The sequence below is a fragment of the Vibrio sp. 10N.222.49.C9 genome, assembly GCF_041474985.1.
GTDB lineage: Bacteria > Pseudomonadota > Gammaproteobacteria > Enterobacterales > Vibrionaceae > Vibrio > Vibrio crassostreae_C.
Genome location: NZ_JBFRVD010000020.1, coordinates 42,290 through 63,577, shown reverse-complemented (window position 1 = coordinate 63,577; position 21,288 = coordinate 42,290). Strand labels below are relative to the sequence as shown.

The 21,288-nt window shown below is 44.4% G+C and carries 23 protein-coding genes and 1 pseudogene; 11 read left to right on the top strand and 13 right to left on the bottom strand.

Annotation, left to right across the window (positions count from 1 at the left end; translation table 11 throughout):
• Positions 1 to 32: 32 nt before the first annotated feature.
• From AB4585_RS08650 to AB4585_RS08635, 4 genes and pseudogenes are all read left to right on the top strand, one after another.
• Positions 33 to 419 (top strand): nuclear transport factor 2 family protein, encoded by a 387-nt coding sequence (locus tag AB4585_RS08650; RefSeq protein WP_372154650.1) that lies wholly within the window; start codon positions 33 to 35, stop codon positions 417 to 419.
• Positions 413 to 604 (top strand): annotated as a pseudogene (locus AB4585_RS08645) (cache domain-containing protein); the annotation flags it as partial. The gene AB4585_RS08650 and the pseudogene AB4585_RS08645, both read left to right, overlap by 7 nt.
• 236 nt (positions 605 to 840) lie before the next feature.
• Positions 841 to 1,413, top strand: a complete 573-nt coding sequence (locus tag AB4585_RS08640) for a malate synthase (protein WP_017070684.1) — start codon at positions 841 to 843, stop codon at positions 1,411 to 1,413.
• Between the two features lie 486 nt (positions 1,414 to 1,899).
• A complete protein-coding gene (locus AB4585_RS08635; protein WP_017064293.1) occupies positions 1,900 to 3,507 on the top strand; it encodes a BCCT family transporter in 1,608 nt (535 codons plus the stop codon).
• Positions 3,508 to 3,710: 203 nt separating this feature from the next.
• Here the strand turns inward: AB4585_RS08635 and AB4585_RS08630 are convergent, their stop codons facing one another.
• Complete coding sequence (locus tag AB4585_RS08630; protein ID WP_372154651.1) at positions 3,711 to 4,637, bottom strand: M14 family metallocarboxypeptidase; 927 nt, start codon at positions 4,635 to 4,637, stop codon at positions 3,711 to 3,713.
• A gap of 175 nt (positions 4,638 to 4,812) precedes the next feature.
• Here AB4585_RS08630 and AB4585_RS08625 point away from each other — a divergent pair, with 175 nt between their 5' ends.
• Complete coding sequence (locus AB4585_RS08625) at positions 4,813 to 5,718, top strand: DUF808 domain-containing protein (RefSeq protein WP_017059964.1); 906 nt, start codon at positions 4,813 to 4,815, stop codon at positions 5,716 to 5,718.
• 117 nt (positions 5,719 to 5,835) lie between these two features.
• Here the strand turns inward: AB4585_RS08625 and pyrC are convergent, their stop codons facing one another.
• A complete protein-coding gene (pyrC, locus tag AB4585_RS08620; protein ID WP_372154652.1) occupies positions 5,836 to 6,864 on the bottom strand; it encodes a dihydroorotase in 1,029 nt (342 codons plus the stop codon).
• A 192-nt stretch (positions 6,865 to 7,056) separates the two neighbouring features.
• Complete coding sequence (locus AB4585_RS08615; protein WP_004731890.1) at positions 7,057 to 7,215, bottom strand: YqaE/Pmp3 family membrane protein; 159 nt, start codon at positions 7,213 to 7,215, stop codon at positions 7,057 to 7,059.
• 217 nt (positions 7,216 to 7,432) lie between these two features.
• On the opposite strand from AB4585_RS08615, the gene AB4585_RS08610 reads away from it, so the two are divergent.
• A complete protein-coding gene (locus AB4585_RS08610; RefSeq protein WP_372123937.1) occupies positions 7,433 to 9,289 on the top strand; it encodes an MOSC N-terminal beta barrel domain-containing protein in 1,857 nt (618 codons plus the stop codon).
• A 106-nt stretch (positions 9,290 to 9,395) separates the two neighbouring features.
• Here the strand turns inward: AB4585_RS08610 and nadE are convergent, their stop codons facing one another.
• Entirely contained in the window at positions 9,396 to 10,226 is an 831-nt protein-coding gene (nadE, locus tag AB4585_RS08605) for an ammonia-dependent NAD(+) synthetase (RefSeq protein WP_017062768.1), read from the bottom strand.
• A 109-nt stretch (positions 10,227 to 10,335) separates the two neighbouring features.
• Between nadE and AB4585_RS08600 the strand changes: the two genes are divergently transcribed.
• Together AB4585_RS08600 and AB4585_RS08595 are read left to right on the top strand one after the other, a co-directional pair.
• Positions 10,336 to 10,857, top strand: a complete 522-nt coding sequence (locus AB4585_RS08600) for a nicotinate-nicotinamide nucleotide adenylyltransferase (protein WP_017067959.1) — start codon at positions 10,336 to 10,338, stop codon at positions 10,855 to 10,857.
• A 27-nt stretch (positions 10,858 to 10,884) separates the two neighbouring features.
• Positions 10,885 to 11,370, top strand: coding sequence for a hypothetical protein (locus tag AB4585_RS08595; protein WP_372154653.1), 486 nt, complete (start codon positions 10,885 to 10,887; stop codon positions 11,368 to 11,370).
• 133 nt (positions 11,371 to 11,503) lie between these two features.
• Here the strand turns inward: AB4585_RS08595 and AB4585_RS08590 are convergent, their stop codons facing one another.
• The gene (locus AB4585_RS08590) at positions 11,504 to 12,130 is read right to left on the bottom strand and encodes a hypothetical protein (RefSeq protein ID WP_017064307.1); all 627 of its coding nucleotides are present in this window, start codon (positions 12,128 to 12,130) and stop codon (positions 11,504 to 11,506) included.
• A gap of 175 nt (positions 12,131 to 12,305) precedes the next feature.
• Between AB4585_RS08590 and AB4585_RS08585 the strand changes: the two genes are divergently transcribed.
• Entirely contained in the window at positions 12,306 to 13,412 is a 1,107-nt protein-coding gene (locus tag AB4585_RS08585; protein ID WP_137001459.1) for a 1-acyl-sn-glycerol-3-phosphate acyltransferase, read from the top strand.
• Positions 13,413 to 13,561: 149 nt separating this feature from the next.
• On the opposite strand, the gene AB4585_RS08580 is transcribed toward AB4585_RS08585, so the two are convergent.
• The gene (locus AB4585_RS08580; protein ID WP_048614727.1) at positions 13,562 to 14,161 is read right to left on the bottom strand and encodes a hypothetical protein; all 600 of its coding nucleotides are present in this window, start codon (positions 14,159 to 14,161) and stop codon (positions 13,562 to 13,564) included.
• 103 nt (positions 14,162 to 14,264) lie between these two features.
• Between AB4585_RS08580 and AB4585_RS08575 the strand changes: the two genes are divergently transcribed.
• A complete protein-coding gene (locus AB4585_RS08575; protein WP_017067955.1) occupies positions 14,265 to 14,561 on the top strand; it encodes a YnjH family protein in 297 nt (98 codons plus the stop codon).
• Positions 14,562 to 14,597: 36 nt separating this feature from the next.
• Here the strand turns inward: AB4585_RS08575 and AB4585_RS08570 are convergent, their stop codons facing one another.
• Positions 14,598 to 14,897 (bottom strand): YfcZ/YiiS family protein, encoded by a 300-nt coding sequence (locus AB4585_RS08570; RefSeq protein WP_017062761.1) that lies wholly within the window; start codon positions 14,895 to 14,897, stop codon positions 14,598 to 14,600.
• 530 nt (positions 14,898 to 15,427) lie between these two features.
• On the opposite strand from AB4585_RS08570, the gene AB4585_RS08565 reads away from it, so the two are divergent.
• Positions 15,428 to 15,889, top strand: coding sequence for a TetR/AcrR family transcriptional regulator (locus AB4585_RS08565; protein ID WP_017062760.1), 462 nt, complete (start codon positions 15,428 to 15,430; stop codon positions 15,887 to 15,889).
• Positions 15,890 to 16,273: 384 nt separating this feature from the next.
• On the opposite strand, the gene AB4585_RS08560 is transcribed toward AB4585_RS08565, so the two are convergent.
• The 6 genes from AB4585_RS08560 to AB4585_RS08535 all read right to left on the bottom strand — a co-directional run bounded on the left by AB4585_RS08560 (position 16,274) and on the right by AB4585_RS08535 (position 21,138).
• Positions 16,274 to 17,056 (bottom strand): heme ABC transporter ATP-binding protein, encoded by a 783-nt coding sequence (locus AB4585_RS08560; RefSeq protein ID WP_050620596.1) that lies wholly within the window; start codon positions 17,054 to 17,056, stop codon positions 16,274 to 16,276.
• Entirely contained in the window at positions 17,056 to 18,093 is a 1,038-nt protein-coding gene (locus AB4585_RS08555) for an iron ABC transporter permease (protein ID WP_017064312.1), read from the bottom strand. Before AB4585_RS08555 ends, AB4585_RS08560 begins: the two co-directional genes overlap by 1 nt.
• A 103-nt stretch (positions 18,094 to 18,196) precedes the next feature.
• Positions 18,197 to 19,084 (bottom strand): hemin ABC transporter substrate-binding protein, encoded by an 888-nt coding sequence (locus tag AB4585_RS08550; RefSeq protein WP_017062757.1) that lies wholly within the window; start codon positions 19,082 to 19,084, stop codon positions 18,197 to 18,199.
• 148 nt (positions 19,085 to 19,232) lie between these two features.
• Positions 19,233 to 19,646 carry a biopolymer transporter ExbD gene (locus tag AB4585_RS08545; RefSeq protein WP_017062756.1) on the bottom strand — a complete coding sequence of 138 codons (414 nt, stop codon included), beginning with the start codon at positions 19,644 to 19,646 and terminating at the stop codon, positions 19,233 to 19,235.
• Positions 19,643 to 20,344 (bottom strand): MotA/TolQ/ExbB proton channel family protein, encoded by a 702-nt coding sequence (locus AB4585_RS08540; RefSeq protein WP_065583702.1) that lies wholly within the window; start codon positions 20,342 to 20,344, stop codon positions 19,643 to 19,645. Before AB4585_RS08540 ends, AB4585_RS08545 begins: the two co-directional genes overlap by 4 nt.
• A gap of 2 nt (positions 20,345 to 20,346) precedes the next feature.
• On the bottom strand, positions 20,347 to 21,138 hold the full coding sequence (locus tag AB4585_RS08535; protein ID WP_372154654.1) for an energy transducer TonB: 792 nt from the start codon (positions 21,136 to 21,138) through the stop codon (positions 20,347 to 20,349).
• Between the last annotated feature and the right edge of the window lie 150 nt (positions 21,139 to 21,288).

The window sequence follows — 21,288 nt, the reverse complement described above, 5'->3', positions numbered from 1 at the left end:
ACCAATAACGAAAACATAAAGGATTCTGGAATATGAATATGCAAACCAATGCAGCGACATTCGTGCTGGAAAACCAAGTCGACACCGCCTTTTTACAGTCTTTTAGTGATGCATGGAATAACCATGATATTGAAGCGCTAATGTCGTTTATGACCGAAGACTGTGTCTTCCACACCGTGGCAGGAGAAGGCGAACTTGGAAACACTATCGAAGGGTACGAAGCCGTTCGCAATAGCTTTGAATTGGTTTGGCAGAACTTTCCAGATGCAGCCTGGAGCGATCCTGTCCACTTTGTGTGTGGAGACCGCGCGGTAAGCGAATCAACGTTCTCTGCGACTAACCCAGATGGCACCGTCATCGAAGCTCGTATGGTTGATGTGTTTACCCTGAAAGATGGAAAAATCAGCGTAAAAATCTAAGCCCTGACGATAAGCCAATTCTTACTGAGATGTTAAATCGAGCCAAAGAAAATGGTCGTGGCGTTTACACCTATCGATGGTTAAATCCGCTGTCGAGCAAAGTGGAAACTAAGCACACTTACTATCGAATTATCGACAATAAGTTGGTTGGGGTGGGTTATTACACAAATTCAAACAACACGTAAACGCGTTTCTACGGAACCCTCAACCCAGTTAAATAAAGGGCTGGGGGCTCGAAATGCCGGTTTGTGTAAAAAAGCAATTTAGTAAAATTCACACTGTGTAATTTTTGTTGTGAAATTGTTTCAAAAATAACAGTAGTATGAAAAACATGGAAACCACACAGTAAAGAACAATTTTGAAAAGGGTCTATTGGGATGTTTGACCTAAATGAAATTTAAAGCCGTACGAGGGATAGACTATGAATATGCTGACACTAGACAAAACAGAACTTCACAGAAACCATTCAACATTTATTGCTGAAGCTGTCTTTGCCGTCGAAATGGTGAAAGCAGACAAGCAACTCGAAAAACAGAAAATGGCGAAACAGTTGCTTGATACTTTATTTCCTCTTGAGGCGGGTTCACACGAAGACGCGGTGAGCTACGAGATCGATTACCGACACGTTCAGGTTTACTTCAAGAATGGCGAACATACTGGACTGAAACGCGCTAAACACTTTGTGGCTTACACAGGTGATAAATCTAAGCCTTCAGCAATCCTATTCCGTGATGAAAGCGGTACGCACGTTGAAGTGACAATCGGTGCTCGTAAAGGCACTGGCCGTCTGGAGTTGGTTGATATTCAAGATATCCAATTAGAGACGTGCACTACGTTTGGTCAAACTGAGGCCAGCCGTTCTTCTGGCATCCGTCACTGGGTGAGCTTAGTAAAAGGCGATGAAAGTGGCCGCCCGAATGCATCAAGTGAAGACAAAGAGTTCACTGCGAAAAATGGTGAAGACTATAACCTAGGTTTTTGCTTCGCAATCTAACGAACTGTCTTTGAAATGTGCAGTGCTGATCTGTGAGACGCAGCGCTGACATTTGAGCACTGATTTCTCTTTTACCTTTGGTAACTTTCCCCGCCCCTATAGCGGGGCTTTTTTATTAGAGCTATAAGTAAATTGGGTGATTATTAAAATTATCTGCAAAAAGTTTGGATGTGATTTTACGGTGCGTCATTTTAATTTAAATTGTTGTATTTGAAGGTTTTTATTCTTTTGTTTTATTCTGTTTTTATTGGGTTAACTATCACTATCAACGGTGGTTTGGGTGACTATTGAGCTAAAAATCAGTCAAAATGCTTTGAGCTGTGCTATAATGTGCGCCTTGGGATTGAGCCTGTAAGTCCATTTATCACTAACTATTGTGATTTTTATTGCCTTTTATTTAGGCGATGCGGCGAGCCAATCAAGTAGTAGTTGGATATGGAGAGCGTCCTTATATTCGTTGAATCGGATATGCGAACATCATAATTTATGAGTTTTAAATCAAAAAAGTACAGTATTGATTCTACTGACTATCAAGTTGGTCAAGACAACGTCAGTAAATGGGGCATGGATGTCCATAACACAGTTTTCGTAGCCTCAGTTGGCTTATCTCTTCTCTTCATCATCACTCTTCTTGCTCTTCCTCCTGCAGATGCTAAAGCTGCAATTGATTCTATTAAGGGTGCTGTTCTATCAAAGTTTGACTTCCTGTTTATGTGGGGAGCTAACATCATGCTAGCGTTTGCTGTTGTTCTTGCTTTTTCACCGTTGGGTAAAATCCGTTTAGGTGGCGAAGACGCGACGGCGGACTATTCAATGTCATCTTGGATTGCGATGTTATTCGCAGCAGGTATGGGTATTGGACTTATCTTCTGGGGTGTTGCAGAGCCAACTGCGTTCTTCACTAACTGGTTCGGAACGCCATTAGACGCAGAACCTTTCACAGCCGCTGGTCGTGAACTGGCGCTAGGCGCAACCGTATTCCACTGGGGTTTTCATGCATGGGCTATCTATGGCATGACGGCGCTTTGTCTGGCGTACTTTGTTTATAACAAAGGCTTACCGCTATCAATGCGTTCTGTGTTTTACCCAATTCTGGGTGAGCGTGTGTGGGGCAAAACTGGTGATGTAATCGATGTACTAACCGTACTGGTTACTCTGTTTGGCCTTGCGACTTCATTGGGCTTAGGTGGTACACAAGCAGCAAGTGGTATTAGCCACGTGTTCGGCTTGGAAAACAACATCTTCCTTCAGCAATCTATCATCGTTCTAATCATGGGCTTGGCGATCATCTCTGTACTACGTGGTATGGACGGTGGTGTTAAGTTCCTAAGTAACCTGAACATGGTTATTGCATTCATATTCCTTGGTCTTATCGCTGTATTGAACTTCACAACTGTGCTTGATTCAATGGCAACGGCGGCAACGGGCTATGTGAAAAATATCGTAGCTTTGAGCCAAAGTGCGGGTCGTGAAGACACAACATGGCTGCATGGTTGGACTGTGTTCTACTGGGCATGGTGGGTAGCGTATGCACCTTTCTTCGGTATGTTCGTAGCGCGTATTTCTAAAGGCCGTACGGTTCGTGAATTCCTACTTTGCGTATTGATTATCCCAACATTGGTGACTTCAGCTTGGATGTCTATCTTCGGTGGCGTAGCTATCGAGCAAGTGATTAATCAGGTGGGGCAACTTGGCCTCGACCAAGGCATTACAGATGTATCTCTAAGCTTGTTTTACATGCTAGATGCTTACTCGTTCGGTAGCATTCTGTCTGTTCTCGCAGTCGCGCTGATCATCGTGTTCTTCGTTACAACGTTGGACTCAGGTTCTATCGTTATCGATGGCATGACGGCGGGTGGTAAATTAGAAGTGCCAGTGAAACAGAAAGTCGTTTGGGCGGTTATCTCAGGTGCTATCGCGATGGTGATGCTGTGGATTGGTGGTACTCAATCAATCCAAGCTCTGCAATCTATTACGATTATTGCAGCACTGCCGTTTACGATCATTCTTTTGATTGGTTGTGTGAGCTTGTTGAAAGGCCTACTGACAGAAGTCGGTAAAGGGCAAGAAACCGTAACTCAAACTACAAAATAAATCGTGAATTAAGTAAGTCGCTAGATAGAGATTTACTTTACTCAGCATGATTCAAAGCTCTCTTGTACTTGGTGCAAGAGAGTTTTTTATGCCTAGGAAGAAATCAGAGACCAGATAAAAAAGAGCCACAAGTGAATCATCACTTGTGGCTCTTTTCGTTCTTAGTTCTAGGTGCTCGGTTCTAGTTATTAGCGGGTATGAGCTTATGCGTTCAATTCATGCTGAATAACGTAATCTAAAGCACCAACAACAGCAGCAACTTGAGCATCATTACACTCTTCGTCTGTTACTTTGTCACTGTCTGGGTAAACCTCTGTGGTTGTACCGTACTTACAATCAGTCACACCACCACACAAGCCTAGCTTCTTCATAGGGTAGTTGATCACACCATGTTGGGTAACTTCAGAACCAATGATCTTGCCGTCTGCATCTGCTGGCGCAATGTGCGTTACTTTTTCAACTGAAGCAATTACCGCCGCTTGGAACTCAGGCTGTGGATTTTCAGTATCGCCAACTGTGTAGAAACCGTCTGGAATCATACCTTCAATGTACTCAATGCCATCACGGGCTGCGAGTGCTGGTCGGAATTCTGTTTCGTCAGAATCCGTTGTTTCGTGTAGATCAACGTGAACCAACACTTCTGGTAAAGAAGCGACTAATGCACGTAGGTTTGCTGATTCTTCTGCTGGCGTACCGTCGTAGAAAGAGCGGTTTGGATCAACAGCATTTGGATTCCAGCGGTTGATCACTTCGTAGCCCCAAGGGCTCACACAAGGTGCGACAACAATGTTGAAGTGCGCCGTGTATTTTTCTGCTTGAGTCGCAGCGAATTTGATCGCGCCATGCACGCCACTGGTTTCGTAACCGTGAACACCACCTGTTACCAGAATCGTCGGCTTTGACTCGTCCCAGTTTTTGCTCTTGATAGCGAAGAGTGGGAAGCGAGCTTCGTCGTAGCTCAGTGCGCCGTATTGTTCGATGTCAAAGCGGTCTGCAAGTGCTTTAATCTTTGGTACAACTTCTTGCTGGTATTCACGCTTAACCGTTCGTTGAGCTAACCATGCTTCACGTTCTGCTTGTTGCCATTTTTGCCCTGGCTTACCAATCGGGTAGGTAGATTCACTTTTCATCAATACTTTTTCTTTTATGTTCGTGAAAGATTAAGACAGATTATTCCTGTCTAACAGAGACAGCAATAGAAAACACAACTTGTGACTTTATTTTTTACAGACTCATAACTTTGATGAGTGAATTGATGGTGTTACATTTTATTGATGGTTCAATTCTTTATAAAGAGACAACAAAATGGCTGGAGCAAGTTTACTAACACTGCTAGATGACATTGCAACCGTGTTGGATGATGTCGCATTGATGTCTAAGGTAGCCGCTAAAAAAACCGCAGGCGTATTAGGTGACGATTTAGCCCTTAACGCCCAGCAGGTATCCGGTGTTTCTGCTGAAAGAGAAATCCCAGTGGTATGGGCGGTCGCAAAAGGCTCATTTAAAAACAAGCTGATTTTGGTTCCGGCAGCACTATTGATCAGTGCATTCATTCCTTGGTTGATCATGCCACTACTGGTGATTGGTGGTCTGTTTCTTTGTTTTGAAGGGGCAGAGAAAATCTTAGAAAAGCTTTTTCCTCATGCTCATCAACACGAAGAGAAAGATGAGGAAAGCAGCTCGGGTGAATCTGTTGAAGAGTATGAGAAGCGAAAGGTCTCAGGCGCAATTCGTACCGACTTCATCTTATCTGCGGAAATCATTGTAATTGCGCTGGGTACCGTAACGGGTACAAGTATCGTGACTCAGATTCTTGTGGTGAGTTTGATAGCGGTTGTGATGACGATTGGTGTTTATGGCTTAGTGGCAGGGATCGTTAAGCTGGATGATTTAGGTTTCTATCTCCAACGCACATCAAATGGGAGTGCCATTAAAACCCGATTGGGTAATGGGTTAGTCGCATTTGCACCAAAGCTAATGAAGATGCTTGCGGTTGTCGGCACGGCTGCGATGTTCTTGGTTGGCGGCGGTATTGTGGTACACAACGTTCCAGCAATTCATCACTTAATTGAACCGATTATTATGGACTTCAGTGGACATACGATTGCGACTGCGGTGGTACCAACGCTATTAAATGGTGTGATTGGGGTTTTATCTGGATTGATTGTCGTTGCTATTTGGACTGCTATCGGAAAAATTCGCGGTAAGTAATCGTTAAATTACTGCTGGGAATAAGACAGTCTTTTATCGAAACAAAAAAGGGTCACCATAATTACTATGGTGACCCTTTTCGCTAAATGGAGGGTGTTTATTTAACAGCCCAAGTGCTTATTTTACAGACCAAGCAATCGCCTCGCCGCCACGGATTGGCACAACGATGTCTGAACCGAAAGGCATCGTTTCAGCAACATTCCACTCTTCTTTAACGAGCGTAATTGTATCTGAGTTACGTGGCATGCCGTAGAAGTCTGGGCCATTGTGGCTCGCGAATGCTTCTAGGTTCTCAATCTTGCCTTCTAAATCGAATACTTCAGCGTACAGTTCAACCGCAGCGTGCGCTGTGTAAGAACCTGCACAACCACACGCTGACTCTTTTGCACCTTTAGCGTGTGGTGCAGAGTCTGTACCCAAGAAGAACTTCTTGCTACCGCTTGTTGCTGCTTCAATAAGTGCTAACTGGTGTGTGTTGCGCTTAAGGATAGGTAGGCAGTAGAAATGTGGCTTAATGCCGCCAACCAACATGTGGTTGCGGTTATAAAGCAAGTGGTGAGCAGTAATGGTTGCCGCGACGTTGTCATTCGCGTTTTTAACGAAGTTTGCTGCGTCAGCGGTTGTGATGTGCTCAAGAACAATCTTTAGGTTAGGAAAGTCGTTCACAATCGGAGCTAGCACTGTGTCTAGGAACTGTTTCTCGCGGTCGAAGATATCAACATCGTGAGTGGTTACTTCACCATGAACCAGTAGCAACATATCCACTTCTTGCATTGCTTCCAACACGTGGTAAATCTTTTGTGCTGAAGTTACGCCTGAATCCGAGTTAGTCGTCGCGCCCGCTGGGTAAAGCTTTGCTGCCACTACTGCACCAGACTCTTTCGCTTTGCGAATTTCTTCAGGTGTTGTGTTGTCTGTCAGGTAAAGTGCCATCAGAGGCTGGAATTGCTCGCTTGGCTGCTCTGCCATGATGCGCTCACGGTAAGCTAAGGCCATTTCGGTATCGGTTACCGGTGGGATGGTGTTTGGCATGATTAACGCTCGACCATTGTAGCGGCTGATATCGCGCACTGTATCTTTTAATACTTCGCCATCGCGTAGATGAACGTGCCAGTCGTCAGGACGAGTAATCGTAAGTTGTGTCATTGAAGGCTCCCACCATTTGAAGTGTTATGTAGTTGGAGCCTAAACTCGGCGAAATCTGTGAAAGCAATCGCTTACGTTTAGGCGACAGGATGATAGTGGAAAAGCACTTTCATTTCATCCTATTTTTAACTCTTCAGGGCTAGGAGCTTGTTTTTATGCCGTTTTAATTCAGTATTTATTTTTGGATACGGGTTAGCGAGTCGCCACCCAGAGTCCATGGATCATCCCTGGCACCCAGAAGAAGAAAGTCAGGATGATGTTAATCAATAGGTCTTTACCTGCGCCACGAGCGAAGAACACGCCAACAGGCGGAAGTAGTACACATAAGATGATAATGACGAGTTTGTTCATGATAAATCCTTTTTATTCAATGAAAGTTCAATGCGATAACCGTGTTCACATTATAGAACGTATGGAGAGTGTTACTGCATTGTTGCCTTAATGTATCAAGATAGAAAGCTAAACATCTCAAGATACTAGCTTAGTATCAAGTGTTTAATGCCTGCCAGTTTATCTATTTATAACCATTTGTTAGCATTGGGACAAACAACAAAACATTGGAATCGTTATGTCGCAGTCACCTATAGATCGAAAGGCTTCAGAGCAAGCTCCTTCCTTATCTCAAATCAACGTGTTTCCGGTTAAATCAGTAGGTGGGATTGCACTCTCTTCTGCTTGGGTCGAAAAACAGGGCCTTACCTTCGACAGACGTTTTATGTTGGCGTTGGCTGACGGATCAATGGTGACGGCGCGTAAGTACCCTAAAATGGTCAAGGTTTCTTCTAGCTTGCAGCCAGACGGCTTGATTTTTACTTATGAAGGTAAAGAGCCGCTGCGTCTGAAATATGCAAACTTCAAGATGCAAGAAGCGCCTGCAACGGTGTGGAAAGATAGCTTCACTGCGTATACCACCAACGACGAGGCGGATGATTGGTTCAGCGATGTGCTTGGTGTTCGCGTAGAACTGCTGTTCTGTGGTGAGCAGTCGAATCGTGTTCGAGAAAAGCTTGGTCAGAATGTCAGTTTCGCTGACGGCTATCCAATGTTGGTGATTAGCCAAGCCTCTCTAGATGAGCTCAATCGCCGCAGCCCTGAAGTTCATTCAATGGATCAGTTCCGCACTAACTTTGTTGTTTCAAATACAGAAGCCTTTGCCGAAGACGGCTGGAAGCGTATCCGAATTGGTGAGGTTGAATTCGAAGCGGTGAAGCCTTGTGAGCGCTGTATCCTGACGACAGTCGATGTTGAGAGTGGCGAATTTAGATCAACAAAAGAGCCGCTTAATACCTTCTCTACATTCAGAGCCAACGAGCGTGGTGGTGTCTTCTTTGGCCAGAATCTAGTGGCGAAAAATGAAGGTCTGGTGAAAGCGGGTGATGTGGTTGAGGTACTTGAAACCAAAGAGAAAGAGCACTACGAAGACACTTGGGTAGAATCACTGCACTTAACTTGCGTCGAGCGTGAAGAGATCGCTCGCGACTTCACAACCTTTTGGCTAGAGCCAGCGAAAGAGAACCATTCATTACCAAGCTATCAGCCAGGGCAACATTTACCGATTGAGATGGTGATTGATGGCGAGAAGTTTTCTCGTCGTTACACGTTATCTTCTAGCCCTTCACGAGCGGGTCGTTTAGCGATTTCAGTGAAGCGAGTGGACGATGGCCAGATCTCTAATTGGTTGAATGATCATTTCCAAGTGGGCGATACGCTAGTTGCTCAAAACCCAGATGGTGCGTTCTACTTAGAAGCGAATCCAACTCACCCATTACTGCTGTTGTCTGCAGGCAGCGGCATTACCCCTATGTTGTCGATGCTTCGTTACTTGGCAGACCATGGTCAAATTGATGATGTGGTTTTCTATCATCAATGCAGCAGCGAAGAAGATATCCCTTATCAAGCTGAGATTGATAAGATCGCCAGTGAGCACGCGGGTCTTCGTGTGATCTATTCATTAAGCCAACCAACCAAAGAGTGGGATGGTTTGTCTGGGCGTCTAAGCGTGTCGCATGTCGCTAAAATTGAAGAGCTACACAAGCGTCAAGCGTTCGTGTGTGGCCCTGACGGCTTTATGGATAATGCCAAGAAATTGCTGATTCAAATGGGGCTGAATCCTCAGCATTATCATCAAGAAGCGTTTGGTGTTGCTCAATCAACGGAAGAAGCGGTGAAGCAACTGCAGTTGAGCGTTAACGGCTACCTGTTCGAAGGCAACAACCAATCAACACTACTAGAGCAAGCTGAGTCGGCAGGTGTGTCTATCGCATCAAGCTGTCGCGCGGGTTTCTGTGGTGCTTGTAAAGTGACCCTTGAGTCTGGGCAAGTTCATCAACCTGATGTACCGGCGTTGCAAGAGCATGAACGCAACATGGGGCAAATACTGGCGTGTTGCAGTGTGCCTCAAACTGATATCGAAGTTGTAGACTAACTCGGTAGGTCGGAAGGCCAGAAAGAAAAGCACATTGAATAGAAAAGGCCGGAAGTTCACTGAAATGAACTTCCGGCCTTTTTGATTCTAAGATTAATTCAAACAATTAATCGTAGATCGTTGGGATCGGTTGACGCTTGTGCTGTGTTGCTTTGTAGATGCCTACTAAGCGGTCTGACACGTCTTGAGGGACTTCTTTACCTTCAAGGAAATCATCGATTTGGTCGTAAGAAAGGTTCAATGCTGCTTCGTCGGCTTTCTGTGGATCAAGCTCTTCTAGGTCGGCAGTAGGCACTTTCTTAACCAATAGCTCTGGCGCACCTAGCGTTGCTGCAAGTTCACGAACTTGACGCTTGTTCAGGCCAAACAAAGGCGCTAAATCACATGCACCGTCACCGTGTTTGGTGTAGAAGCCAGTGATGTTTTCTGCTGAGTGGTCAGTACCAATCACAAGACCACCAACGTAACCCGCAATTTCGTATTGCGCGATCATGCGAGCGCGAGCTTTCACATTACCTTTAACAAAGTCGATTTTTGCTGAGTCTGTTGGTAGTAAACCTGTACCTTCAAGTGCAACGTGAGATGCTGCGTGAAGCCCATCAACACCCGCTTTGATGTTTACAGAAACAGATTGAGAAGGCTGGATGAAAGAGAGAGCAAGTTGTGCTTCATCTTCATCTTTTTGTTCGCCGTAAGGTAGGCGAACCGCAATGAATTGGTAGTCGTTGCTGCCAGAGTTTTCATTCAGGCTATCCACGGCCATCTGTGCCAAGCGGCCACAGGTCGTTGAGTCTACACCGCCACTGATACCAAGGATCAGAGACTTGCAGCCTGACTGCTGAAGTTTCGTTTTAATAAAGTCCACACGACGAGTCACTTCGAAGTGAGGGTCAATTGAAGGTAGTACGCGCATTTCGTCACGAATTAACTGTTCCATTCGTATTCCTTTCCTGCAAGCAAATTAAAAATCTAGTGTTATCATACCTAAATCATCCGATTTAAAAACCTCTTTGCACAAGCTTAGAAAGAGAAGGCAGTAATAAACAATGGAAAAAATAGCCATTTTCGGTAGTGCGTTTAATCCACCGAGCTTAGGGCACAAAAGTGTGATTGATTCGTTGGCTCACTTTGACAAAATTCTACTCGTTCCAAGTATTGCCCATGCTTGGGGAAAAGAGATGCTAGACTTTGATATGAGATGTCAGTTAGTTAACGCATTTATTAGCGATCTTTCACTGGATCAAGTGGAGCTTTCTTTGATCGAAAAGAGCCTATTTACCCCAGGTGAAAGCGTCACGACTTATGCAGTGCTCAGTGAACTTCAAAAGTTACATCGTGACGCTGAACTGACGTTTGTTATTGGCCCAGATAACTTCTTTAAGTTCTCATCTTTCTATAAATCAGATGAGATTACCGAGCAGTGGTCTGTAATGGCTTGCCCTGAAAAAGTGAAAATTCGCAGCACAGACATACGTAATGCACTGATAAGTGGAAGCGATGTTGCAAAATTGAGTACTAAGTCAGTTACAAAGATGTTGCAAGATAGTGGACTGTATCAGATAATGTGAGTTCACTAATCAAGAGGTCAGAGGACTATGCTAAAGAGCGCGATACCAGCGACGTTGATCATGGCAGCATGCAGTATGCCTGCTTATGCTGAATGTGATTTTTTTAGCTTAGATTCGATCATGCTGACTTCTGATGAAGATGACAATTGTCTAGATTTCTCGACCAGCATTGAGTCTTTTGGCCAACGTATGATGGAAATCAGTGGGCTGAGCGATGATGAACCGGAAAGCACACCGGACTATTGGTCTGACTGGGTTCTTCAAACCAAAGACTCGCCATTGCTGACACAAAGCATTGAGTCAAACTATGTTGGCTTGGGTATGTGGTTTCCAGAAGACCTTGAAGATGAGGAGTATGATATGTCGACTGAAGAGTGGTTGATGAATCATGGTCTTCAACTCAGCATCGGTTTTGGCGAGAAAGTCGAAGGGCAGCCGCGTATGCGCTTTGATTATCGTTGGCACGACTCACGTGACGCCGACCTAATGATGCAGGTTGAGTTGCCATTTTAGACAGGCAGATACACAGATAGATTGCTATCTACGTCTAAATAGTAAGAATTAAAAAAGCCGCAAAAACTCAGTTTTTGCGGCTTTTTAGTATCTGGCTTGCGAGTTTTAATACCAGCACTCACTTTCCGGCAAGCTATAAATCTTCACCAAAAACAAGCATACACAGTTGCTCGAACTCTTCTTCTTTACCTGAGAACAGATCATCAATCACAAGTGAACGTTTTTGACCTGACTGCATGCGCTTCTTCGCTTCTCGCATCACCATCACCAGAGTGTGCTCTTGTGGCAGGTTTGAATCATCAATGTTCCATTGATTGAATCGCTGAGAAAGAGCACTTTCACAAAGCAGTGGTTTAAACGACAACACTTCTTGCTTCAATACAGAAAGCATATCTTTAAACGCTTGTTCCGTATTATTGGCATTGGAAGCGCGAGCTTTGGTTTGTTCTAGCTTTTCTAGTAGTGCCGAAGAGAGGTTCGTTTGCGTGATGTAACCCGCTTGTCTTGGGAATGAATCCGTCAAACGAACAGAAAAATCGACACGGTTAACCTGAGTGTTTGGAAAGTAGGTCAGTGACGTTAGGCAGTCGTATGGAATCCAGACGCTTTGTCCTGGTTCAACGGCATACTCTTGTTTGCCTAACTTAATCAAAACCAAGCCACTTTGAACCGATACAAGGCTATGTTTAAGTACTTTCTTGCGTGGTGTGATCACCAAGTGTGAAAAGTAAGCCGATGTATATTCAATAGCGAAGTTCATAGATAGTACCTTAATTTTGGGGCGTCAAGATTACCGTTAATCTTAAAGAATGCCAACAATAACAGGGGATTTTCAATGTTTCTGGTCTGACCTTGTCAAAAGTATGGGCTCTGTAGCTGCGAGAAGTCAAAACAACGCGTAGAATGAGCCAGCTTTTTATTATATGAATTAAAAAATGACCTCTCCAACCGATCCATATGTTGATATTCGCCCTTACGGCGATGATGAAATTCCAGCGGCACTAAACCGTCTTATTAATGATGAAGAATTTATCAGTGCAATCTTGCACTACCGTTTTTCAAACCATGCGTCTTGGTTCAAAGCATTAATGAGCCCGATTTTGCGTGTGTACTTAAAAATGAAATGGAGCAAGCTGACTAGCGTTGAATCCATTCAGATTGAAGTGAAAAAGTACTTACGCGACACGTTAGCGAAAACCACTAGCGGTGTGACGTACACTGGTATCGAGTCACTGGATGCGAACCAAGCTTATCTGTTTGTATCAAACCATCGTGACATTGCTATGGATCCTGCGTTGGTAAATTACGCTCTGCATCAAAATAATCATCAGACTTGTCGTATCGCTATCGGAGACAACCTGTTGAAAAAGCCATGTGCGACTGAATTGATGCGTTTAAATAAGAGCTTCATCGTAAAGCGTTCTTTGAAAGGACCGCGTGAGATGATGAAAGCGCTAGGGCAGTTGTCTTCTTACATTAAGCACTCTCTAGAAACGGGCAACTCAATCTGGATCGCTCAAAAGGAAGGTCGTGCGAAAGACGGTAACGATTTTACTGAGCCAGCAATTTTGAAAATGTTCCACGTTGAAGGACGTAAGCAAAAAATTGCTTTCCCTGAATACGTGAAGTCATTGAAGATTGTTCCTGTGGCTATTTCTTACGAGAACGACCCATGTGACACGGCTAAAGCGATAGAGCTTTTCGAAAAAGACGTAAACGGCAGTTACGAAAAGGGTGAGTTTGAAGATATCGAAAGTATCATTCAAGGCATCATCGGTAATAAAGGACGCGTTCACGTTGGCTTCGGTCAGGTTATCGACCAAGATTTTGATACGCCTGAAGCGCTTGCTGAAGAGATCGATCGTCAGATCCACGATAACTACAAACTGTTCCCAGTAAACTTGCTGGCAGCAGAAAAAGAAGATGAGTCGATTACAGCGGCCGTTAAACAAGAGTTTGAAGCTAAACTGTCGAGCCTGCCACAAGGTGCGCGTCAGTACTTGATCGATAGCTACGCCAACCCAGTGAAGAACATTGGTTAACGAGCGTTAGTTAGCTTGCTAGTTGATTAGCAACTTGATTGAATTGAAAAAGGAGCCTTGGGCTCCTTTTTTGTTTCTGAATCACCATTTGTTGCTGCGATCGAGCATTAACGTATTAGAGCATTAGAGCATTAGAGCAATAGCTTGAATTAGCGAGCGACTGCGCCACCGAGCTCTAGATTGGTTGGCCATGTGGTTACAGTGTTACCGCCCAGATAGATGTTGCCTTTGACTGTCATGGTCTCGGGGAATGTTGTAATCCCAGAACCGCCTATATAAAGGTCGCCGTCAATCACGATCCCGTTGGGTAACTCGGTTAAAGGAGTGCGGATCACGCTCAGATCGCCTTTTACTCTAAAGCCATTCGGTAGCCTTTCCAGTGGAGTGTCGGTGAGGTTGATAAAGCCGCCCACTCTTACACCTCTTGGCCAGCTGGTGATTTGGCTGCCAATCAAGTCGACGTAACCTTTTATCTTAACCCCGCTCGGGACTCGAGCGAGTTGGCTGTTAGAGCCTTTAAGGCTGCCGTTCACTTCTAACCCTTTGGGTAGGCGTGTGATCGCAGTATTCTCTATATTGAGATTACCATCTACCACCAAGCCAGTTGGAAGTGATGTATAAGGCTTATTTCGTAGATATAAGTTTCCGTAATTATCGAGATGGTTCAATATTTGATAGTGATCGAGTGGTTCAGCACTGACATTTGTTATGGTTAAGGAACCAATAATAAGTGCAATTATTCTGAGCATAACAGGCTTCTTATTACGATAGACGCTTACACTATAATGGAAAAATTAATCTCGCATAGTGTTTTACCCATTTGGCGGTAGATTAACGAGGAATGGAGCAAAGATGATAGGTAAATTAATGATTAGAGTAAATATACGAATTATTAAGGTCTTTCTGATAGCCGCTTCAGTGTTTGGCTCAATGTCTGCGAGTGCCAACAAAGTAATTTCAACGCCCGGTAAAGCTGCGGTGGTGGTGACACAAGGCGGTCAACAGCAACGAGTTTGTTATTACGATGACAAGGCTTATAGCATTGGGGCAGTGTTAGAGGTGGGGGGCGTAGTGATTCAGTGCGCTGCAGAAAACGATTTTGAGCAAAATGGGTCACTGGCTTGGGTTCAATTAAAAAAAGACGAGTAATTCACTCGTCTTTTAATAAGCATATAAATGCTTATGTTAACGCGCTAGAGAGCGAGTCTTAAGTTCAAAAATAATCTTCTCAGCGCTAACTTCAAATTTAAAGCGAGCGTGCAACTCTGTGCTTTCTTCAGTCATCTCTGATGCTTCGAACTCAACGTTGCTAGACACTTGTTTAGCAAGTTCAACATACTTAGCAAACTCAGCTTCAATCAGTGCTTTTGAGTTTCCGTAAACCGTTACTTCAGCAACATCGTCGCCTTCTTTAATGATGAACCCGATTTCGCCTGCACAGCCGCAAGCCTCACATACATCGTTGTTACCAATATCTTGGCTCATAAATAATCCTCTTACAAAGTCTGAGGTTATTCTAACGAGCAATTTGAACTGTATCTACAAAAATTAAAACCTTTGAACTAATTTATACTGGTATGCTATGTTGTTTGTTAAGGTGTTTGATGAATATCTATATTCGCGCCGCCAAATATGTATGTGATTTACCTCACGTTTTGTTGAAAAGGAATGTTATTAATATGTCAGAATATCATTCACTTAGTTGCGCCAGAAATGATTTTATAAGACTATCTATCGCTTGATAAGTATTTATACAATGAATTTTTCGTTGGGTATTTCATATTCTAAGTAGTTATTTAAACTTATCGACTTAGGATTGTAAGGTGATTTTCGAAGAATAATTAGACAAAGTGTCCAAAGAGGCATCACTGTAAAATTGTTCGTACATAGTATTTGTGTGAATTTAGTTATAAATACTTGCGAAAAAATACCTTGCTCACATAATGCTGATAACGATTTTCATTCTGACTTCATTTGATTGAGTTAGATGGATTTACAAAGAGAAGAGCCTGAATATGCCAAAGCGTAGTAAAGAAGATACAGAAATCACGATCCAGAAAATCATGGATGCCGTTGTAGACCAGCTACTAAGATTGGGTTACGACAAGATGTCATACACGACGTTGAGTCAACAAACGGGTGTTTCTCGTACAGGTATAAGTCATCACTTTCCAAAGAAAACGGATTTTACTGCTGCTCTAGACGGTCGTATTTTCAAGATGTTCGTGGAACACATTGACTTCGAAAATGGCCTTGACGCATTTTCAGCTAGCTGGGTTGCAGCACTTGAAGACGCTGAGTTCCTAGCAATCTTACGTTTACTTTTCCATCATATCGTTACTGCTGAGAGCGCGCATGAGTTCGCTGCAAACGGTATTGATCGTCTATACAAGCTGACTGAAACTCAGTTTGGCGATACTAGCGGTAAAGAACTAGAGTGGCTGATTGGTAAATCATTGATTCGTATGAGCCAATAATCAGCACTCAATAAAAGAAGCTCCTGCGGGGGCTTTTTTTGTGCCTGCCGTTTCACTTCTTGTGCGTTTTTCTCTCAATCCCACACCGATGTTGCTGTTTGCTGAATGATGTTATTTCTTTTCTTTTTATATGCTTACGCCCGCGGCTTGTTTTTCTCTTCAGTGTTAAAAGCTAAGTAACCCTAACAAGTAGAGTTCATTTCTAGAGCCTCAAATGCTCAAGGTGAGTCGTTTTGGTGCTTGCTGCTGTGGTTATTAATAAAATTGAGTTTAAGCTGAGAGAGTGGCTGTGAGCCAATAAAAAGCCCCGAACAAATCGAGGCTTAGGATTACGTCATTGTTATCAAGAACGAATACTCAAAACGAGTCGCTCCTTAATCGGACTTATTGTGCGGGGTGAACCTGAGGGAAGCTCATAGTTGGGTGTTTTTCTACGATACTTTTGTAACCATACACATCTTCTATCATCGAAGGTTTCAGTGCATCCCAAGGCTTGCCATCACACACCAAATTGCCATCTTTCAATACCACCAATCGATCGGAATACTGCGCGGCTAAGTTGAGATCATGCAAAACCACGATAACCGCGGCATTGTGGTTATCGGCTAATTCTCTCGCAATCTTTAAGGTGTTGTGCTGGTGGGCAAGATCCAGTGCAGAGGTTGGTTCATCAAGCATCAAAATACATTGGTCACCAGAGTGGTGAAGCTGAGTTAACACTCGAGCCAAGTGCACTCGCTGCTTTTCACCGCCTGATAGCGAAGGATAAAGTCTTTCACTCAGGTGAGTCACATCAGCAACATCCATTTTTTGGCTAGCAATGCTAGTTAGTTTTTTGTTGGATTCTTGCAGAGGAATCCCACCAAGCTCGACAACTTCATGTGCCAAGAATGGGAAGGTCAAGGTGCTGTGTTGAGGAAGCATAGCAAGGTGCTTAGCTAACTTGTGAGAAGGCCACTTGTCTTTGCTGTGTCCAAAATACTGGATATCGCCGTTGCTTGATATCTCTTGGCATAAAGCTTTAAGCAGCGTGCTTTTACCTGCGCCATTTGGTCCAAGCAGTGTAGTTACCTTTCCCGCTTCAATCTCAATAGAAACGCCATCTAATATCACTTTACTGCCGAACTTCACTTCGATATCGGTCGCTTTTAAAGCTGAAGGAAACATTAAAGGATTCTCCCTTTCTGTTGAAATAGTAGATATAAGAAGAATGGGGCACCGATAATCGCAGTGACAATACCTACAGGTAGCTCTGCCGGAGCAAGTACCACACGTGAGAACATGTCTGCGGCGGTTAGCAGCAGTGCGCCTAGTACCGCTGATAGTGGCAACAGAACTCGGTGGTCAGGGCCTGCCAACATGCGACCTAAATGTGGGATAACCAATCCAATAAAACCAATCATGCCAGACAGGCTAACTGTGATACCAACGCCCGCAGCCGTCAGTAGAATCAGCTTTCGTTTCAGCTTTTGAACTGGGATACCAAGGTGTTGCGCTTCTGACTCGCCCAGTAATAGAGCATTTAGAGACATCGCTTGGCGGTAGAAAACAACAAACAAGCCAACGAGCGTGACAGCTGCCAGCAAAATTCCTGACCACTTAGCGCCCGCCAATGAACCCATTGACCACAACGAAAGATCACGCAGCATTTGGTCATCAGCAATGAAATTCAAGAAGCCAATACCTGCGCCAGAGAGCGCACTGATCGCCACGCCCGCTAACAACATGATGGTGACAGAGGTGCCGAATTTACCTGTACCCAGCTTATACACCAGCAGCGTGGTTAAAGCGCCGCCAAGAAAAGCGAACACAGGAACCGCAGCAAAGTTCATGAAAGCAGGGTATTGAAGCGATAGCTCAGAGAACAAAACGATAGCCAGTGCAGCACCTAATGCTGCGCCCGCAGACACACCTATGATGCCAGGTTCTGCAAGTGGGTTTCGAAACAAACCCTGCATCACTGCACCACACAAGGCGAGGATCGCACCAATCAGCATGCACAAGATGGTTCTAGGTAAGCGGATCTCTTGAATCACTAAGTTGATGTGAGGTGCTAAGTCATTGTTTGGTTTAATTAAGCTTGTGGCGCTGTCCGCTAAGCTAATGTTCATTGGCCCAACAGTGATCGAGTACAGCGCGACAAAAGCTAGGGTTGCACCTAGAGCTAACATCGACGTTTTCAGTGGGACGGAGCGTAACAACATAAAGGGCCTCAATATCTATCGCTAACTTCGACCTCCTTCAACAACAGCGTGAGTCAGTTGGTGAGGGAAGCGAATTAGCGATAGCAGAAATAGGGTGGTTGAGTTATAGCGGGTAGATAAGTGCGTTTAGACGCTTTGCTTCAGAGAGGCTTTCTAGGCCAAGCCCGCCAACCAAAGCACTGCCATTTACGGTAATGATTTGCTTGTTCATACCTGCAGGCGTTGCCGCTAGCATAGGCAGTGATTTCAGGATGGCATCTGCGCCGCCCATTTTTTGATAACTACGGCCGCTTACTAAAATGACATCAGGTTGCATCTCAACGAGTGATTCCATTGAAAGTGGCTTGTAAGACGTTAAGCTCTGAGCGGCAGGGTTGATACCGCCAGCTAACTCGATGATTGCGTTTGGTGATGTTTCACCGCCAGCAACGTTGGCAGGGCGACCTTCATGCAGCAACAGGAATAGAACTTTCTTCGCTTCGTTGCTTGGTACTTGGTTCGCTTTCAGTGCTGCGATCTTTTGATTCACATCGGTTTTCACTTGCTGCGAGTGGTCTTCGGTATGGGTGATCTTTGCGATTTGGTCGATACGCTTTAATAGCCCTTCCACGTTTGCTTCAGTGTTAACAATCTCTACATCGACGCCTGCCGATTTTAATTGAGAGATAGCGTTGTCTGGTCCCATTTCATCCGAGCCAATCAATGTGGTTGGCTCTAGGGCGAGTAGACCTTCAGCAGACAGGTTTCGGTGATAACCAATCTTTGGCAGGTTTTCTCCTTGAGGGAAGTGGCTGGTCACATCAATCGCGACTAACTGCTCTTCGGCACCTAATGCCAAAACCAATTCAGTAACGGCACTACCAGCACTGATGATTCGAGGTTGTTCAGCGTCGTTGGCCATTGCGGGTGCGCTAAGTGCCAGGCTGATTGCAGCTAATGAAAGAAGAGGTGTCTTGGTCTTTAATTTATTGAGCACGTTTAAGTTGTTCATAATAAGTTCTTTATATTTTCTTTTTGTATCGCGAAGATACTCAGTGAGCAGTCCGTTCGCATTGTGAGTTCGAATCGATAGAGAGGCTTAGTCTGCTTGTTTAGTTTTATCAACCAGAAGCCAAACCTCGTGAAAATTGAGTGTCGCTCTATCCATCGTCCGTGAGCAATTGAGTCGCTGGTATTCCGTTTTCTTGAAGGAATGAAAGCAACTTCACTAGGTTCTCCACGTTAGCGGCTTTATCTGCGCCAATGATGATCGGTTTTTTATCCGTTGAACCAGTCTCTTCTAACAGCGCAATCTTGAAGTTTTCCCAGTCGATGTATTCTTGGCCGTTAATTGCCCAGTAGGGTTCGCGGTCTAAAATATTGACGCTAATTGAATCCTTGTGGACTTCAGAAACGTTTTTAACATCCGAGCTTGGCAGCTCAACTTCTAGCGATTCCAGCTTTACCGATGCCGTAAGCAATAGAAAAACCATCACGATAAAAATGATGTCGAGCAGCGGTGTTAAGTCTGGCGCTAGGCTCTGTGTGTGAGATGAGTGGGGCGTTTTAATCATGCTTGACTCACATCACCGATAGAGGTTTTGTTGATAGGCTTACCTTGAGTATCATCAGACTGATTGGTTTGAATCGACATGCCTTCTAGCCACACATTCACATAGTTCAATGTATGCTCCAATTGAGCCAGCACTCGATCGGCCCATAGCCCTAGTAGCTGAGCACCAGAAATAGCAGGAAGCGCAATCATCAAACCTGCTGCTGTGGTTCGCATTGCTAATCCAAGACCGTCTGCCAAATCATTAGGCGTGATGCTGCCTGTTGTCGCGGCAACGCCTTTAAACATCTCAATAAGACCAAGTACCGTACCAAGCAAGCCGATGAGTGGGCTGATCACGCCGATCAAACCAAGCAGTCTTAAACCTGCATGAAGCTGGTGGCGTTTTTCTTGTAGCCAGATCCCAGCGGCATCTTCACGTAACCCTTTTGAGAAAGAGTGGTGAGCAAGCAACATTGACACGCCCTTGTACAAGAGCGGGCGTTTACCTGAAATCGACTGAGCAAGCGCTTCAATCTCTTTGCTGTTGGTTGGTGAGGTTTGGTTTAACTCGCGACGAATGGCACGTTTGCCCACACCAATGCTGAGCATGACTTGGAAGACACGTTCAGCGATGATCATTGCTGTTAATGCTGAGCAGATAAGAAGAGGCCAAGTCATTAAGCCAAGTTGATCTTGTAAGTAACTGATTTGTTGCATGATTAATCCAACCTAAAACGAACAGGTATTTGTACTCGGTGAGCAATCGCTCGACCATTGACAGTGTGAGGTGAGAATTTCCATTGTTTAATGGCATCTAATGCGGCGTTATCGAGCATTAGCGCGCCTGATGAATTTACTAATGCTTGTTTAATTTGTTTGCCTTCAGCGTCTAGCCAGATCTCATAAGTCGCGACACCTTCAACGCCACGACGTCTTGCTTGGCGAGGGTAATTCGGTGGGGTAGGACGCGCAGAGAACGAAGGCTTAGTGACTAAAACCGGCTCTTGGTTTGATACGCCTTGGTTTACTTCCTGAGACTGGTTGGCAGATTCGTCCATATTCTTATCGACTTTCTTGTCGGCCAGTTTCTCTGGTTGAGTGGCTGGCTCTGGGCGTTCTTTCTTCACCACCTTTTTCTCAGTCACTGGTTTCTTTTGAACAGGCTTTTTCTCGACAGCCTTCTTTTCAATCACTTTTTTCTCAACTTTCTTTGGTTGAGGTTTATTGGTGATCGCTTTTTTCTTTGGGGTTGGCTTAGTTTGCTTTGGCTCAACCGTTTTTGGTTCGGCTTGTGAGACGGTTTCTTTTATTGGCTCAGGTTTAACTGGCTCTGTGATTGTTTTTTGCTGAGCTTGTGAAGGAACGCTCTTAGGAGTGAAGTTGATCGATACCGTGTTCGATTGGCTACCTGCAGGCATCGCAAATACTTTGGATTCTTGAGCGACAAACAACAACGCGGCATGAATCACTAACGATGCACCGCCTGCAATAACATATCTAGGAACGTTCACAATCAATCCTTTACCAAATCAAAATTCTGTATCGGATTATTGCTTAGAATCTAAATAAGATCAATTATCAATTGCATTATCATTTGCGTGTATTTATGATTCTCTCAGTTTTTAGCGAATAGTCTTCCAGACTTTGCTATGTAAGTGTTT

Coding starts and splice junctions, on each gene's coding strand:
- AB4585_RS08650 (WP_372154650.1), top strand. CDS start 33: ATGAATATGCAAACCAATGCAGCGACATTCGTGCTGGAAAACCAAGTC.
- AB4585_RS08640 (WP_017070684.1), top strand. CDS start 841: ATGAATATGCTGACACTAGACAAAACAGAACTTCACAGAAACCATTCA.
- AB4585_RS08635 (WP_017064293.1), top strand. CDS start 1,900: ATGAGTTTTAAATCAAAAAAGTACAGTATTGATTCTACTGACTATCAA.
- AB4585_RS08630 (WP_372154651.1), bottom strand. CDS start 4,637: ATGAAAAGTGAATCTACCTACCCGATTGGTAAGCCAGGGCAAAAATGG.
- AB4585_RS08625 (WP_017059964.1), top strand. CDS start 4,813: ATGGCTGGAGCAAGTTTACTAACACTGCTAGATGACATTGCAACCGTG.
- pyrC (WP_372154652.1), bottom strand. CDS start 6,864: ATGACACAACTTACGATTACTCGTCCTGACGACTGGCACGTTCATCTA.
- AB4585_RS08615 (WP_004731890.1), bottom strand. CDS start 7,215: ATGAACAAACTCGTCATTATCATCTTATGTGTACTACTTCCGCCTGTT.
- AB4585_RS08610 (WP_372123937.1), top strand. CDS start 7,433: ATGTCGCAGTCACCTATAGATCGAAAGGCTTCAGAGCAAGCTCCTTCC.
- nadE (WP_017062768.1), bottom strand. CDS start 10,226: ATGGAACAGTTAATTCGTGACGAAATGCGCGTACTACCTTCAATTGAC.
- AB4585_RS08600 (WP_017067959.1), top strand. CDS start 10,336: ATGGAAAAAATAGCCATTTTCGGTAGTGCGTTTAATCCACCGAGCTTA.
- AB4585_RS08595 (WP_372154653.1), top strand. CDS start 10,885: ATGCTAAAGAGCGCGATACCAGCGACGTTGATCATGGCAGCATGCAGT.
- AB4585_RS08590 (WP_017064307.1), bottom strand. CDS start 12,130: ATGAACTTCGCTATTGAATATACATCGGCTTACTTTTCACACTTGGTG.
- AB4585_RS08585 (WP_137001459.1), top strand. CDS start 12,306: ATGACCTCTCCAACCGATCCATATGTTGATATTCGCCCTTACGGCGAT.
- AB4585_RS08580 (WP_048614727.1), bottom strand. CDS start 14,161: ATGCTCAGAATAATTGCACTTATTATTGGTTCCTTAACCATAACAAAT.
- AB4585_RS08575 (WP_017067955.1), top strand. CDS start 14,265: ATGATAGGTAAATTAATGATTAGAGTAAATATACGAATTATTAAGGTC.
- AB4585_RS08570 (WP_017062761.1), bottom strand. CDS start 14,897: ATGAGCCAAGATATTGGTAACAACGATGTATGTGAGGCTTGCGGCTGT.
- AB4585_RS08565 (WP_017062760.1), top strand. CDS start 15,428: ATGCCAAAGCGTAGTAAAGAAGATACAGAAATCACGATCCAGAAAATC.
- AB4585_RS08560 (WP_050620596.1), bottom strand. CDS start 17,056: ATGTTTCCTTCAGCTTTAAAAGCGACCGATATCGAAGTGAAGTTCGGC.
- AB4585_RS08555 (WP_017064312.1), bottom strand. CDS start 18,093: ATGTTGTTACGCTCCGTCCCACTGAAAACGTCGATGTTAGCTCTAGGT.
- AB4585_RS08550 (WP_017062757.1), bottom strand. CDS start 19,084: ATGAACAACTTAAACGTGCTCAATAAATTAAAGACCAAGACACCTCTT.
- AB4585_RS08545 (WP_017062756.1), bottom strand. CDS start 19,646: ATGATTAAAACGCCCCACTCATCTCACACACAGAGCCTAGCGCCAGAC.
- AB4585_RS08540 (WP_065583702.1), bottom strand. CDS start 20,344: ATGCAACAAATCAGTTACTTACAAGATCAACTTGGCTTAATGACTTGG.